This is a genomic window from Bartonella sp. MR63HLJHH (assembly GCF_042194155.1).
In the GTDB taxonomy this organism is placed as follows: domain Bacteria; phylum Pseudomonadota; class Alphaproteobacteria; order Rhizobiales; family Rhizobiaceae; genus Bartonella; species Bartonella grahamii.
The window spans coordinates 1-14,898 of sequence record NZ_JBHIMN010000012.1; the positions used below are offsets into that span (position 1 = coordinate 1).

General features: G+C 35.1%; 13 protein-coding genes and 1 pseudogene. 6 read left to right on the forward strand and 8 right to left on the reverse strand.

Annotated features, from left to right (window positions below; genetic code table 11):
• Positions 1–46: 46 nt before the first annotated feature.
• Positions 47–277: a hypothetical protein gene (locus ACFIKQ_RS07820; protein WP_375656224.1), complete on the forward strand. Its 231-nt coding sequence runs from the start codon at positions 47–49 to the stop codon at positions 275–277.
• A 148-nt stretch (positions 278–425) separates the two neighbouring features.
• Positions 426–800, forward strand: a complete 375-nt coding sequence (locus tag ACFIKQ_RS07825; RefSeq protein ID WP_375656225.1) for a helix-turn-helix domain-containing protein — start codon at positions 426–428, stop codon at positions 798–800.
• Positions 801–859: 59 nt separating this feature from the next.
• On the opposite strand, the gene ACFIKQ_RS07830 is transcribed toward ACFIKQ_RS07825, so the two are convergent.
• Positions 860–1,126, reverse strand: coding sequence for a hypothetical protein (locus ACFIKQ_RS07830; protein WP_375642374.1), 267 nt, complete (start codon positions 1,124–1,126; stop codon positions 860–862).
• A gap of 1,037 nt (positions 1,127–2,163) precedes the next feature.
• Between ACFIKQ_RS07830 and ACFIKQ_RS07835 the strand changes: the two genes are divergently transcribed.
• The 3 genes from ACFIKQ_RS07835 to ilvC all read left to right on the forward strand — a co-directional run bounded on the left by ACFIKQ_RS07835 (position 2,164) and on the right by ilvC (position 6,278).
• On the forward strand, positions 2,164–3,285 hold the full coding sequence (locus tag ACFIKQ_RS07835; protein WP_375656226.1) for an ATP-dependent RecD-like DNA helicase: 1,122 nt from the start codon (positions 2,164–2,166) through the stop codon (positions 3,283–3,285).
• 84 nt (positions 3,286–3,369) lie between these two features.
• Positions 3,370–4,104: a pyridoxine 5'-phosphate synthase gene (locus ACFIKQ_RS07840; protein WP_375656227.1), complete on the forward strand. Its 735-nt coding sequence runs from the start codon at positions 3,370–3,372 to the stop codon at positions 4,102–4,104.
• Between the two features lie 1,154 nt (positions 4,105–5,258).
• Positions 5,259–6,278 (forward strand): ketol-acid reductoisomerase, encoded by a 1,020-nt coding sequence (gene ilvC / locus ACFIKQ_RS07845; RefSeq protein WP_375636196.1) that lies wholly within the window; start codon positions 5,259–5,261, stop codon positions 6,276–6,278.
• A gap of 114 nt (positions 6,279–6,392) precedes the next feature.
• Here ilvC and ACFIKQ_RS07850 read toward each other — a convergent pair whose 3' ends face one another.
• From ACFIKQ_RS07850 to ACFIKQ_RS07865, 4 genes are all read right to left on the reverse strand, one after another.
• Positions 6,393–7,784: an amino acid permease gene (locus ACFIKQ_RS07850; protein ID WP_375636198.1), complete on the reverse strand. Its 1,392-nt coding sequence runs from the start codon at positions 7,782–7,784 to the stop codon at positions 6,393–6,395.
• 1,011 nt (positions 7,785–8,795) lie between these two features.
• Positions 8,796–10,196 (reverse strand): amino acid permease, encoded by a 1,401-nt coding sequence (locus ACFIKQ_RS07855; protein ID WP_375636200.1) that lies wholly within the window; start codon positions 10,194–10,196, stop codon positions 8,796–8,798.
• 651 nt (positions 10,197–10,847) lie between these two features.
• Complete coding sequence (locus ACFIKQ_RS07860) at positions 10,848–11,348, reverse strand: LysE family translocator (protein WP_375636202.1); 501 nt, start codon at positions 11,346–11,348, stop codon at positions 10,848–10,850.
• A gap of 130 nt (positions 11,349–11,478) precedes the next feature.
• The gene (locus ACFIKQ_RS07865; protein ID WP_375636204.1) at positions 11,479–12,087 is read right to left on the reverse strand and encodes a fumarylacetoacetate hydrolase family protein; all 609 of its coding nucleotides are present in this window, start codon (positions 12,085–12,087) and stop codon (positions 11,479–11,481) included.
• Positions 12,088–12,535: 448 nt separating this feature from the next.
• Between ACFIKQ_RS07865 and ACFIKQ_RS07870 the strand changes: the two are divergent.
• Positions 12,536–13,661: pseudogene (locus ACFIKQ_RS07870) on the forward strand (helicase-related protein); the annotation flags it as partial.
• On the opposite strand, the gene ACFIKQ_RS07875 reads toward ACFIKQ_RS07870, so the two are convergent.
• From ACFIKQ_RS07875 to ACFIKQ_RS07885, 3 genes are all read right to left on the reverse strand, one after another.
• Positions 13,613–13,738, reverse strand: a complete 126-nt coding sequence (locus ACFIKQ_RS07875; RefSeq protein ID WP_375636237.1) for a hypothetical protein — start codon at positions 13,736–13,738, stop codon at positions 13,613–13,615. The pseudogene ACFIKQ_RS07870 and the gene ACFIKQ_RS07875 overlap by 49 nt on opposite strands.
• A gap of 10 nt (positions 13,739–13,748) precedes the next feature.
• Positions 13,749–14,201 carry a single-stranded DNA-binding protein gene (ssb, locus tag ACFIKQ_RS07880; protein WP_375636206.1) on the reverse strand — a complete coding sequence of 151 codons (453 nt, stop codon included), beginning with the start codon at positions 14,199–14,201 and terminating at the stop codon, positions 13,749–13,751.
• A gap of 162 nt (positions 14,202–14,363) precedes the next feature.
• On the reverse strand, positions 14,364–14,612 hold the full coding sequence (locus ACFIKQ_RS07885; protein WP_375656228.1) for a hypothetical protein: 249 nt from the start codon (positions 14,610–14,612) through the stop codon (positions 14,364–14,366).
• Positions 14,613–14,898: the final 286 nt, after the last annotated feature.

Consider the following 14,898-nt stretch of genomic DNA (forward strand, 5'->3'; position numbering starts at 1 on the left):
CTTGCAAGAGATATTTTGAAGCATAACAAGCAGGGAGCCCATTTATGTGGTTGGAAAGATGGTCAAGAAACGAAGCACCAAAGATAAAGATCTTACAGAAAAAGAACAACAACTCCTTCACGAGATGATAGAGACCTATCAAGGCTTAAAGATGATGTCACGCCTCATGAAATTGATTGCCTTTATTCTCTTTATGTTTGTAATAGATTTTTCCCGTTGCGTGGACGCCATAGAGAATAGCTTCTCACATCTTAAAAGATGGTTAACAAAAAGTTAGAACATCTTAGAATTAGAGACCCTTTGGACCTCTGGTTTTGCTAAAAAAACTTCCCGAAAAGAACTCTTGATTCGCAATAATTGAGGAAAATCATAAAAAGATTTGTTAGAATCAGAAGAAATATTTCTTCTCTAATAGGACTTTTTATATGGTTACATCTTTTGGTAAAATTTTACGGAAACTTCGGGTTGATCATTCAGAACGCCTCTTAGATATGGCTAAGAAATTAGACATATCTGTAGCATTTTTATCTTCTGTAGAGATTGGCAAAAAATCTGTTCCTGTAGGATTGGAAGAAAAGATCATAGAGCTTTATGGTTTAGATAAAGCTATGGCTTCTCTCTTAAAAAAAGAAGCCTATTCTTGTCGAAAAAGCATCATAATAAAACCTTCTACTCCGTTGCAACGTGAAACTGTTGTTGCGTTTATGAGGCTTTTAGATGGCTTACATCAAGAAGCGTTAGCAGACTTCAAAGAAACATTAGAAACATTGTGCGAAGCGTGCTTTATAGAGAAATGTTAGAAAATCCTATTCCCTAACTTTTATCCACGTATCCCGTACTTTAAAAAAGATTATAAAGATCAATTGATTATATAGATCAAAATAAAGTTTGTTACTCCTGTTTGGCAGATTAATTTTAAATTTGGCAGTTTCAGTAGAAGATTTCTATCAACTATAGTTCGCTCTCTGATTAAGATAAGAATATCTATCTCTTTGAGCTTATCTTCTAAATCACATTCTTTAGCTAAATTATTTATAACAAGCACTTCATGCGATTTCATTAATTTTGTAATAGACTGTAATGTTAGGGTGGCTTTTTGATAGTCATCTGGAATTAATATTTTCAATTTAAATCTCCCGTTTCATTCATCAATATTTGAGCTCATTATTTCATTTCTAAAACAACCAAAAAGCAATCTCACAGCTGATATTTTGACATAACGCCAAGCCTATTAACAAATTACCCCCCTTGATTTCATTGTTATTTCTAGCAATAAGAATAGCATTAATCAGTTAGTTTTTATAAACTTTAAAACATTGCGACAAAAAGAAAAAGTTTGACTCAGTAGATGGAGAATTGCGCTTTTCTCATATTCTAGAGGACGGATCTGAAGTGCTACGCTGGACTGAAACCCATGTCCCAATTTTCTTATAATAGACTACCAAGAAGGCCATACTTACGAACCAGATTTTATTGTCGAAACAGAAAAAGCTACATATTTGTGCGAGATAAAGCGCGCTTCATATAAGCGTGATGTCTCTCTTTATTCGTTGAGATATAACTTATTTGTAGCATGAAGAGTAAATTTATTAAAATCATGATAAGAGGGAGATAGGAACTTTATAGGTGTATCATCATAGGATTAAGTAGTTTTGTTGAGAGCTATTTCTGCCAAAAGGTTTTTGATATATGTAATTATTATTTCGTAATAGTGGATGTACTTTATTTTTATGTGCAAGAAAGCTGAGTGATTGTGTAAAATAGTATTCATAAAATTACATTATTCTTATCCTGTTAAGGACATTTTTTCTAGAGAGGGTTTTGCAACTGCAATGCTCTTTTTCTCATTCTAAATTTTGGTTAGAAAAAGCGTATATAGGTATTATTTTAAATTTAAGATATGTATATTCCATTGTTGCTGTTACTGTTGTAGAAAATGATATTTTATTTGATAAGTATAAGGTGTTACCAAGAAGATCGATGTATAGATAAAATTTAGATTTTTACTATATCTTGAAAAAGCAATGGGTAAATAATTGATAATTGTGCTACGAAAGTTGTTAGATGGGCGTGTGTCAGCAATTCTTAATAAAAAAGTTTTTCTTGATAGTCGTTTTTTTTCAAAATACTGCTCTTTTTATGCAAATCTTATGTTGGTAAGCTATGCAGTTTTCACGGGAACAGGATAGTGCATTGAAGGCTGTTGCTGCGTGGTTGAAGGAAGGGCGTTCTCCACTTTTTCGCCTTTTTGGCTATGCGGGGACGGGTAAGACAACGCTTGCGCGCTATTTTGCAGAAACAGTTGATGGTTCTGTCCAGTTTGCTGCTTTTACAGGGAAGGCGGCACAGGTTTTACGCTCTAAAGGTGCAAGCAATGCTTGTACAATTCATTCGTTGATTTATTGTCCGCGTGGGGAAGAAGAAGTTTCCGATGAAATTACGGGAAAGAAGTCTATTGCTCCAACATTTACATTAAATCGAAGGAGTGTAGCTGCACAAGCTAAGCTCATTATTGTCGATGAATGTTCGATGGTAGATGAAAAATTGGCGCGTGATTTAATGAGCTTTCGGACGCCAATTCTTGTTCTGGGTGATCCAGGTCAATTGCCTCCTATATCAGGTGGAGGATTTTTTTCCAATGGAGAACCAGATTTTCTTCTCTCAGAAATTCATCGGCAAGCGCGGGATAATCCGATTATTCGTTTAGCTATGGATGTGCGTGAAGGACGCGATATTGCTTATGGTGACTATGGAGAAGCGCGCGTTGTTACACGTAAAGAGGTCAATCAACAATTGGTTTTGGATGCTGATCAGGTATTGGTAGGGGTTAATCGTACGCGCTACCTTTATAATCAGCGTTTGCGTGTGTTAAAAGGATTTACAGCAGATTATCCGCAAGCAGGAGATAAGCTGGTGTGTTTGCGAAATGATCCTACTAAAGGTTTGTTGAATGGCTCTTTATGGAAGGTGATGACTTCACAGAAGGAAACAGTTAAACCAAGTATTAATCTTCTTGTGAAACCAGAAGAAAGTGAGCGTGGGGTAGCAAAGATTAAACTGTTAAAAGCAGCGTTTGAAAACCCTGATCAAGAAATTTCATGGCAATTAAAAAAGCGATATGATGATTTTGATTATGGGTATGCATTAACGGTTCATAAAGCGCAAGGTTCTCAATGGAATAACGTCGTTTTGTTTGATGAAAGTTTTGCATTTCGTGATATGTATGCGCGCTGGCTTTATACGGGAATTACGCGCGCAGCAGAACGTTTAATGATTGTTCGATAGAAAAAATATGTATATCATCTAAGTTTCAGATGGAAAATGCCTTTTTTCTATCTTGTTACACACTATAGAAAAATGGAAATGGGCATGGCGGTAAAACTTTCGGTTAATCTTAATGCTGTTGCTGTTTTGCGTAATCGACGTAATCTTCCGTGGCCAAGTATCACGAATATGGGGCATATAGCGCTTGCTGCTGGAGCGGCAGGTTTGACGGTTCATCCACGCCCCGATGAAAGGCATATTCGTTTTGCGGATTTGCCAGATATACATCGTTTAATTAACGGTTCTTTTCCTACAGCTGAGTTTAATATTGAAGGTTATCCAAGTGATCAATTTTTGGATATCGCTGAAAAGTATGCTGATCAGATTACCCTTGTTCCTGATGATCCAGATCAGTCAACATCTGATCATGGTTGGAATTTTGCTCATGATGCAGAATTTTTAATACCTATTATTCAGCATTTGAAAAAAAGAAAGATTCGTGTATCACTTTTTGCTAATCCTACTATCGATGGTCTTGATACTGCTAAAGCAATAGGGGCTGATCGTGTGGAGTTTTACACGGGACCTTATGGTGGTGCATTTCAGGATAAGATAAAACAGGATCAAGAGCTCAATAAACTTGTTTTAGCAGCAAGAAGAGCAAAAGAGTTGCAGTTAGGTATGAACGCAGGGCATGATCTGACGCTTATGAATCTTCCTGCTCTTGTCAAAAACATTCCTTGGCTTGATGAAGTTTCTATTGGTCATGGCCTCATTGCCGATGCATTAGAGTATGGAATGCATGATACTGTTCAGCGTTTTATCCGGTTATTATCGTAATCTTTTTCTCTCTATAAAATTGAAAGAGAAATTTTTATAAAGCTTTGCCAATTTATCTTTAAAAAATAATATATGTTTAGATAAATAGCACTATTAGCGTGCATTATAAATATTCTATTGTTGCTCTGTTTATTGGTTGCTTTCTATCTTTTGTTTTGAGTGTATGCGATGTTTTTTATTTGTACTATCTATTAGGGAGAAGAAATAGGGGTTGGAAAGTATTTTCCTTGTAAAGGAGTGCGTAGGGTTTTTATGGATCAATACACAAATTTTCTTGATGTTTGAGCTCATTTTACGGGTTATCTGTAAATAGTATAATGTAAAATCTCCATAGATGATATGAAGTCTATTGCTATCATCATTTTATTGGCTAATTCAATGTTGTGGCAGTTTTTGGCATATAAGGGTTTTGATGATTTCATCATGAATAGATTTAAAATCAGAAAATGCTTTTTATGAATAGGCTTAATGCAATAAGAGCTGTCAAATAGAATGATGATATCGACTTGTAGCTTTATGAAGTAAAGAGAGTGGTGTGTAATAAATCTTAGGCGATTATAGGGGATTCTTGAAAAGGGCTCGAGCACATTAAAAGTTTTTTTATAAGGCGCCATAAATGAATAACATAATGGCAGTATGGGGGTGTTCTTTTTCGCGTGAGAAGCGCGGATATTAAAGAACGTAAAAAGTAAAAACGTCCTCTCTATTATTCTAAAGATATTGTTGTATATGCTTTTGAAGATTGTATTAAAACAATACTTATTATTTTGTAATTTTTCTTGCTATCCGTATTGATTTGGTTCATGTTAACAATTGTATATTGTATCTTAATTTTTAGAATATAGGGTTTTGTTGCACGATAGAAGAGTAAAATATTAGCAAATATATTTTCTTTAGAAATCTTGTTTTGTGTAATTATTGTTTTTGTGGAATAGCAGTTGAAGTTGATTTGGGGATCCGTATATGTTTTGGGAATGTTTGGGGACTACAGTTTTTTTATGCAATATGTAAACTTTAAAAATTATTCAATTGCTATGTTCTTATAAGCGGTGTTTTTTGCCTTTATAAGTGTGTGATGCACTGAAGATAATGTTTCTTATTTAATAAAAATAATCTGAAATCCAGTTTAAATAGAAAAAGAAGGAAGTTTTTTTATGCGTGTTTATTATGATCGTGATGCGGATGTTAATCTTATTAAAGGGAAAAAAGTAGCCATTGTTGGTTATGGTTCTCAAGGGCGTGCGCACGCTTTAAATTTGAAAGATTCCGGTGTTAAAAATGTGCAAATAGCTTTACGTTCAGGGTCGGAAACAGTTAAGAAGGCTATGGCCGATGGTTTTGAAGTGGTGAGTGTTGCGGAAGCTGCAAAATGGGCAGATCTCATCATGATGGCAACACCAGATGAATTGCAAGCTGATATTTATAAAGAGCATATTCATGATCATTTACGTGATGGGGCGGTGATTGCTTTTGCGCATGGTTTGAGCATTCATTTCGGCTTAATTGAACCTAAAAAAACAGTTGATGTTGTGATGATTGCTCCTAAAGGTCCAGGTCATACAGTGCGCAATGAATACCAACGTGGTCGTGGTGTTCCTTGCTTAATAGCGGTGGCACAAGATGCTTCAGGACATGCTCATAATGTAGCATTGTCTTATGCATGTGGTCTTGGTGGTGGACGTGCTGGGGTAATTGAAACAACATTTAAAGAAGAGTGCGAAACTGATCTTTTTGGTGAACAAGCGGTTCTCTGTGGAGGTCTTGTTGAACTGATTCGAGCAGGTTATGAAACATTAACACAAGCAGGTTATGCACCGGAAATGGCTTATTTCGAGTGTTTACATGAAGTTAAACTGATTGTTGATCTCATGTATGAAGGGGGCATTGCAAATATGAATTATTCGATTTCCAATACGGCTGAATGGGGCGAATATATGTCTGGTCCACGCGTGATTACTGATGAAACAAAAGCAGAAATGAAGCGTATTTTGAAGGATATTCAGACGGGTAAATTTACGTCAAATTGGATTCAAGAGTATAAAGCTGGTGCAGCTCATTTTAAAGGCATGCGGCGTTTAAATGATAATCATCCTATTGAAGAAGTTGGTAAAAAACTTCGTTCTATGATGCCTTGGATAAAGTCTAATGCTTTGGTTGATAAAGAGCGTAATTGAAGCTTCTAAAGAGATATTTTGTTAATAGCTTTTATAATTTTATAGATAAATATCAAAAAAGGGTAACTTTAGTTACCCTTTTTTATATGTTTTTTGCAACATAAGCTTTATTTTTTAATTTTTTGCATAATTCTTTCTTCCAAAAAGAAAGTATACAATTCCTAAAAATATGAACCACGCTGGAGTGTATTTTAAAGCTATGGCAGTATCAGCTTCTAATGATAATAAATAAATAATGAATGCAAAGAAAACAAGAAGCGCCCAACACATAATAACACCTCCTGGCATTTTATAAGGAGAGACAGTATGCTGGAGAGGACGATTACGACGATAGACGATATAGCTGATCAAAATGATAGACCATACAAATATAAACAAAATTGCGGCAATCGTCGTAACAATTGTAAAAGCAGCTATGAGGGTTTGAGATAACGATACAATTGCATAACCAAATAAGATGCATAAACATGAAAAGAATAATGCGTTGGCTGGAACGTGGTTACGAGAAAGTTTTCCGAGAAATTTAGGAGCACCTTTTTGTGTTGCTAGCCCATATATCATACGGCTGGTAGAAAAAATTCCACTATTTGCTGAAGATGCGGCAGCTGTGAGGACAACAAAGTTCATCAAACCAGCAGCAGTTGGAATACCAATAAGTGCATACATTGTTACAAATGGGCTTTTTTCTGGACTGATTTGATTCCACGGTGTCACAGACATAATCACAAGAAGAGAGAATATATAAAAGAATACAATGCGGATTGGTATTGAATTAACAGCCTGTGGTAAAGCTTTTTGAGGCTCTTGTACTTCAGCAGCAGCTGTTCCAGCGAGTTCAATGCCAACAAAAGCAAAAATAACAATTTGGAATCCAGCAAAAAAGCCTGTAATTCCTCGCGGAAAAATATTTCCACCATTCCATATATGGCTAAGAGAAGCAACCGTGCCGTTTGGAGAGACAAAACCGGTAAAGATCATATAAAATCCTACAACAATTAAGACTAGAATTGCTACGATTTTGATAAAACCAAACCAAAACTCAAGTTCGCCAAATAGTTTTACGGCGACGAGGTTAAGAATTAAAAAGGACATAAGACCAATTATAACAGGAATCCACGAATTGAGTTCAGGCCACCAAAAGTGTGTATAAGTGACAATAGCAATAATTTCAGCAGTTCCGGTGACAATCCAACATAACCAATATGTCCAGCCGATAAAGAATCCGGCACACGGACCTAGAAGATCGGTTGAGAAGTCAATAAAAGATCGATATTGTGTATTAGAAAGCAATAACTCTCCCATAGCACGCATGACAAAGTATAGAGCACAACCAATAATTGCATAAACGAGTAGAATTGAGGGTCCTGCTACACTGATTGTTTTTCCTGATCCCATGAAGAGACCTGTTCCAATAGCACCACCGAGGGCTATAAGTTGTATGTGTCGATTATGTAGTCCACGTTGCAATTTCTTCTTAGGTTTTTTTTCTAAATTTTGTTTGTTCATTTTTGGGAAGTTCCCCTTAGTTATTTTTAAATAAAAATTATCCTAAAAAAGGTAATGCCTTCTATCGGAACACGCTATGGTTAAGGAGTAAAGGAATTTTTTTCTATGACTATATGTCAATAAAGAAAAAACATTATAAATTAATGGAATAATTATTTTATACATAAGAACTAAAATATAAATTATATTATATTTTTTATGTTTTATACATAAATTATAAACATTATATATTATTTATTATTTATAATAAATAATATTATTTATTATAAATAATAATTTATTATTTATATATATTTTATTTTCAATTATTTTGTAATAAATCATTGTATTAAATAGCGTTCATTTAAAATTATTTATTAATAAATATTTTCCATTACAGAAAAATATAAATAAAATTATAAATTTATTAAATTTAAATATTTGTATATAAATATAATAATATTCAAATTGTTAAAATATTATTTAAATATTAAAAATATATTTTAAATTTAAATTTAAATATTTATATTTAAAATTTATTATAAATAGAAAAATATTTTCATAGAATCTTTTTTTATTGTAGATAGCTATTAAGATATATTCTGTTTAGAGCTGTATTTTTAATTTTGCTAAAAAATTGAATATAACTTTTTGGGGGTGGTTTTAGATAAAAGCTCATGTTTTATTAATAAACAATATCAGTGAAGTTTATAGAGAATTCTTCACAGAATAGCGCGTTTCTTATCCTATAATGCAGTAAAATACTGTTGTTTAGAGTAGTGATATAAAGCATATAAAATTTTACATATTAAGTATTTTTAGAATGTGTGGTGAGTATTCAGGGTAGGGCTAGCCCATAGAGCCTTATGTAGGTGAATCATATAAGTGGTCAGCAGGCATCTCTCTTAACAAAGTCGGATTGTTTACAAACCAAGACTTGCGAGGAATCCTCGTCTTTTGAGGTATGAGGAGGAGGTTAAGTAGAAAAAGGGTAACTTTAGTTACCCCTTTTTGAGATGTTTTGTATAGATTTTATTTGTTCTTTGGAGAGATTTTTTTTCTTATAAATATAAAATACATTATACCTAAGAAAATAAACCAAAAGATACTGTATTTTAAAGCTGTTAGGGTATCATGTTCTAATGTCAATAAATAGAGCATGAAAGCAAAAAAGACTAACACGATTCCGCACATAATGACACCTCCCGGCATTTTGTAGACGGATTCAGCATGTAGATGAGGGTGATTGCGACGATACACAATATAGCTAATCAAAATGACGGACCATACGAATAAAAATGCAATCGCTGAAATGCTCGTCACAATTGTAAAAGCACTTATGATGCTTGGAGATGATGATGCGATTGTGTATCCTACTAAAATACATAGGCAGGAAAAGAACAGAGCATTGGCTGGAACATGGTATTTGGAAAGCTTCCCTAAAATTGGAGGAGCACCTTTTTGTGTTGCAAGCCCGTATATCATGCGGCTAGTCGAAAAAATACCACTATTTGCTGAAGAGGCAGCCGAGGTGAGAACAACAAAATTGACCAAACCAGCAGCTATTGGAATGCCTGCAAGCCAAAACATGGAGACAAAGGGACTTTTTTCTGGAACAATTTGATTCCAAGGAGTAACGGACATAATCACAGTGAGAGAAAGGATGTAAAAGAGTACAATACGCACCGGTATTGCATTAATTGCTTTAGGGAGAACTTTTTTAGGTTCTTTAACTTCAGCTGCCGTTGTTCCAGCAATTTCTATACCAACAAAAGAAAAAATGGCAATTTGAAATCCAGCAAAAAAACCTGTAATTCCTCGCGGGAAGATATTTCCATCGTTCCATACATGGTTAAGAGAGGCAACAGTACCATTCGGAGAGGTAAAGCCTGTGGCGATCATATAAAATCCAACAATAACTAATGCCAAAATTGCTACGACTTTGATAAGACCAAACCAGAATTCAAGTTCACCGAACAATTTTACGGCAAGGAGGTTAAGGATTAAAAAGAAACCAATGCAAGCAAAAACAACAATCCATGGATTAAGTGTTGGCCACCAGAAATGCATATAGTTAATGATAGCAATAATATCTGCAGCTCCAGTTACAACCCAGCTTAACCAATAGTTCCAGCCCACAAAGAAAGCGATTCCTGGTCCTAGCATATCGGTTGAAAAATCAATAAGGGACCGGTATTGTGAATTAGAAAGTAATAATTCTCCCATAGCACGCATTACAAAATATAGGGCACATCCAATAATAGCATAAACGAGTATGATGGAAGGGCCTGCTACACTAATTGTTTTTCCTGATCCCATGAAGAGACCTGTTCCAATAGCTCCACCGAGGGCTATAAGTTGTACGTGACGGTTATCTAGGCCACGTTGTAGTTTCATATGAGGACCATCTTTTAAATTTTGTTTACAGTTCATTTTTTGGGGGTTCCCTTTAATTATTTTGAGATTAAATTACACTAAAAAATGCATCATTCTGTATCGAAGCATGATATAAATGAGGTGTAAAGGAAAAAAACGTTTTTTATGATTTTGTGTGGATAAAGACAAGAATATGGTTTTGAAAAAAGAGGATGTTTTCCTCTTAAATAACGTAACAGATATTTGAATAGGAAGTTTTTTTATTGTTATTATTCACAATGGTGGGAATTTTAATTTTGCTCAAATAGCGCTCAAGAGTTCTCATCTTAATTTAAGAAACAGTTTTTAATGATAGAAAATTAAAATGATTTTTAAAATCACTTTTTGTTTGTATGATGCTATCATAAATCAAAAAGTTACTTTTGTTTCATAAACGAAAAGAGGAATATCATAGCTTATTTCTTCTAAAGTAATTAATAAGGATTTTGTTTAGATATTGATAACATTTTATAAAACGTTGCGAGAAATTCACATCGTTTACACAAAAATCCTTGAGACTATGATAAAGAAATGCAGCGTAATTCAGTTATACAAAGAAAAAACTGGGGATTGTATAAGCTCTGTTAGAGGTTGAGCTATTCATCGTGAGAGACAGAATCAGAAAAAGATTGCTTTATTAGCTTTGCAATTTGTTATCAAAAGATAAAACTATCCAAAGAAAATGAAAAAAGAAAACAGAGATAAAACTGTTCCTGTCGCTATATTAATCGCACCTTTTATTCGCTGCTTTTTTAAAGCGGAGCTGGCAAATGATATAAAAATGGTCATCAAGGTAAACCATGCAAAGATGTTGAAGGAATGTATGGTTACAAGTTCAAAGCCTTTTTTAATGCCACCACCAGAAGATAAAAATTTCGGGAAGGCCGCTATATAGAATATTGATACTTTGGGGTTTAGTATTTGTGTCAGAAAGCCGTCTCTGTAGCTGGTTAAAAGCTTTGTTTCACTCGTAGCATGCTTTTCATTCGTTGAACTTCTTTCTTTTGAATTTAAGTTGTGTATTCCAGATTTAATTGATTTAAAGCCCATGTATAATAAATAGCTGCCATCCATGAGTTTTACTAAAAAAAACAGCGTTTTGTTGTTGAGAATGAGCGCTGATACACCTAGTATGGAAAATGCCCCCCATGCACATATGTTGCTGTACACAATCCTAAAACGTTTACAAATGCGTTCTTTCTTCCTAATCTCGTTGCATTATCGATGATAAGGGCCATATTCGGCCCCGGTGAGATGACTAAAAAAAATGAAACAATGAAAAAGGTCAGTATTTGATGATTCATTTTACTTTTAGCTCTGAAATTAATTGATTTTCGAGATACAATTCTATTCTGTCAAACTGAGAAAGTTTTCCGACACCCTGTGGAGTGCCTGTGTATATGAGATCACCACGTCTTAGCTGAATGTAGTGACTTAAAAATGAGATTATCTTCTCAAAGCTAAAGATCATATTTTTCGTATTGCCAACTTGTCTTGTTTCGCCATTCAACTTCATTGCAAAGGTTATTGGGTTGTTTATTTTTTCCTTGTTTATGAAGTCAGAGACGTATGCAGCGCCTTTAAATCCTTTCGATAAAAGCCAAGGAAGCCTTTTTCCTTTCAGTTTTGTTTGCAAATCCCGCGCTGTGAGATCAAGACCTATTGCTACGGCATCATAGCATTTTTCTGCTTCTTCCTCTGTGACCATGAAAGCGTCCTTTGAGATTTTGAGCACAATTTCAGTTTCAAAATGGATTTCTTTGGAAAAATCAGGGAGATAAATTTCATTGCCTAAGATGAGTGAACTGTTTGGCTTGCTAAAGATAACGGGTTCATTTTCAACAGTATTGCCTAGTTCATGAACATGTTCAACATAATTGAGTCCAACACAGTAAATGTCATTTATCATAGGAGCCCTCCAAATTTTTTCTTTGTATAGGCAAGAGAGAACTTTGCAAACAACATTTTTTCTTATCTCGTGTTGTGCGTTTTCTGAACAAGAGGCATTGTGTGGGTTGATAACTAACCACGATGACAGCCCTTAGCATTGTCTCTCTTTTGAAGAGTGCCCAATCTTACAGTTTTTGAGAGATAAGAAACACTGCTTTCATTTTGGTTGCTAATCGCGTGAAATTCCTTTAATACTTTAAAGGTGTTTTTGGTTGTCTAGGCAGCGATCAGTAGGGTCTGAAAGCCCTAAAGTTTGATCATAAAAATGAGCCCACTCTGTGGGTGTATCGGAATTCTGGGAGATTTTTCTATGTCCAAGTGCGATGAGCACTAAAAGCAAAAAAGCTGATTCAAACTCAGTACTTTCAGGCTTCCGGAATACGAATGCGAGGGCGCTTACATCTGCACAAGTCCCCTTGCTTTCCTTTGCGGTATGTTCTGATACATGAATTGGCAAGCGTCGTAAAACACAAGATGATGCTGTCGAACTCGATGTTTCAGATCTCGCTCTACCAGCTACCAACTGATGCTCAAAAACTTTGAGAAAAAGCAAATAAAGCCTTAGCACATGCAATGACCGTGGTGTTTGCTACTTACCAATCAATCCAAGTGATTGCGGATGAGCAAAAGGAATGTGATTTATCCGAATTTGATCTGATCATTTGTGATGAAGTACACCGTACGACTGGGGTTGTGTTGGGAACAGACAAACGTGAATCTGAATTTATCAAGGTTCACGATAACAGCATCATTCGGGGTAAAAAACGTCTGTACATGACAGCAATCCCCAAGGTCTTTACGGATAATGCCAAAAAGCAAGCCAATGAGATCAATGCCGTTCTGGCTTCTATGGATGATGAAGAACTCTATGGAAAAGAGCTTTATATCTATACATTCTCTCAAAAGCCGTTAAGAATGAACTTTTATCTCCTTATAAGATTATTATTTTGGGTGTTGATGAAGAGGAAGTAAGTCAATCCATTCAACATCTGATAACAGATGAGAATTATGGACTTATTCTTGACGATAAAACCAAGATCATAGGCTGTTATCAAGCCCTTGCTAAAATAGATCTGAAGGTTGACTTGAGTGATAACCCAAATCTCATGCGTCGGGCTTTGGCTTTTTGTAAAGATATCAATAGGTCTAAACGTATCCGTGATACATTCAATTCTAAAGAAATACAGAAAGAATTATATGATCTTCATAAGGCCCATAAAGAGACTCCGCCTTTTGACTGTAAATTTGCTCATATTGATGGAACACAAAGTGCCAAAGAACGTAATAAAGCCCTTGATTGGCTTAAGGAAGATGCGGGGGAGAATGTTTGTCCGTGTTTGCTCACCAATGTAAGATATCTCTCTGAAGGAGTAGATGTCCCTGTTTTTGATGCGGGTTATGTTTTTACATCCCCATAAAAGTCATGTAGATGTCATACAGGCGGTGGGGCGTATCATGCGTCGTGCAAGGAGAAAAAAGAGAGGCTATATCATTTTACCCGTTGGGGTACCTGCCAGTGTTTTTGCTCGTGAGATGCGTCCGTTTGGTTCTCTGATACATCCTTTAATTCGAGGACGTCCGCGTTTTGTACGGTTTTTTCTCTTTGCCATATTTTATCAGTCAGAATGGGATAGCATCATTAAGAGATGCACTATGATCAGCAGCACCTGAAACGATAGCATAATTTGGGGTAGTAATGGATGAAGGAGTAGGGGATGCCGATTGATCTTTCTTTGCATCAAGTAAATATAATTCGCCTTTAAATTGTGGCAAGATAATCTCTGTTGAGTAACGGCCATACCCATTTTTATCTTGCCATTTGCGTGTCTGTAATTTGCCTTCTACGTAAACCTTTGAACCTTTGTTGAGATATTGAAGTGCAATTTTTGCCAAATGTGGATTAAAAATCACAACTGAATACCATTCTGTTTTCTCTACTTTTTGATTGGTCTTTTTATCTACATAGCTCTCAGAAGTCGCTATACTAAAATTGACTATTTCTGTACCAGAATTCATTGTTTTGCTTTTGGGATTAGCACCTAAATAGCCAATTAACATCACTTTATTTAGCATGTTGTCACTTACTTTTTTAATAATTTTTTCAATTATTTCAAAATGATATTATTATTTTTTAACATATAAAATTATGTTTTTTATCTTTTGATAAACATAAAGCCACATCACGCAAATGACATGGCTTTCTTTTTGCTGTTTAAAAGCATAGTGTCACAAATGCTAGCATTGACCACAAACCTGAGCATTATCAGAAATATAGGCATCATTATAAATCCATGCATTACCACCAACCCAGCAATTCCCTTCGTGACTTAAATTGCCCTCATGCTCTATAAAACCACCCAAGTCATCCGCTTTTACATTACCAAAGTCTCTTAATGCACGTATGCGATAAATAGTTCGAACTCGATCACTTAAAAGATCTTTCACTGTTTTCATTTCATTTGTTAATTCATATTTTTTTTGCAAGAGCTTGCTTTTGAAAGGAGGGGGTATCATTTGCAACAGTAGCAATAATGGAGGTCATTTGATTTTTAACTATAGCGTTCATGCTAGTAATCCTTAACGTAATGGAGTTTTCAATTGACACCCTATAAGGGCACTGGGCGTTGAAAACACGGCGTTAAGTCCGTCGCTATGCTTTCCCCTAAAAAGGGTCTTGTATGACATAACCACACCCGACAAAATCATTATATGTCCTCACAAGCACAAAAGATAGTCAGTATTTTAAAGGCATGGGAGAGGCTGTTTCGTA

Excerpts from the sequence above, each read along its gene's own strand:
- ssb (WP_375636206.1), bottom strand. The coding sequence starts at position 14,201 with ATGCTAAATAAAGTGATGTTAATTGGCTATTTAGGTGCTAATCCCAAA.
- ilvC (WP_375636196.1), top strand. The coding sequence starts at position 5,259 with ATGCGTGTTTATTATGATCGTGATGCGGATGTTAATCTTATTAAAGGG.
- ACFIKQ_RS07835 (WP_375656226.1), top strand. The coding sequence starts at position 2,164 with ATGCAGTTTTCACGGGAACAGGATAGTGCATTGAAGGCTGTTGCTGCG.
- ACFIKQ_RS07840 (WP_375656227.1), top strand. The coding sequence starts at position 3,370 with ATGGCGGTAAAACTTTCGGTTAATCTTAATGCTGTTGCTGTTTTGCGT.
- ACFIKQ_RS07825 (WP_375656225.1), top strand. The coding sequence starts at position 426 with ATGGTTACATCTTTTGGTAAAATTTTACGGAAACTTCGGGTTGATCAT.
- ACFIKQ_RS07865 (WP_375636204.1), bottom strand. The coding sequence starts at position 12,087 with ATGATAAATGACATTTACTGTGTTGGACTCAATTATGTTGAACATGTT.
- ACFIKQ_RS07875 (WP_375636237.1), bottom strand. The coding sequence starts at position 13,738 with ATGGCAAAGAGAAAAAACCGTACAAAACGCGGACGTCCTCGAATTAAA.
- ACFIKQ_RS07850 (WP_375636198.1), bottom strand. The coding sequence starts at position 7,784 with ATGAACAAACAAAATTTAGAAAAAAAACCTAAGAAGAAATTGCAACGT.
- ACFIKQ_RS07855 (WP_375636200.1), bottom strand. The coding sequence starts at position 10,196 with ATGAACTGTAAACAAAATTTAAAAGATGGTCCTCATATGAAACTACAA.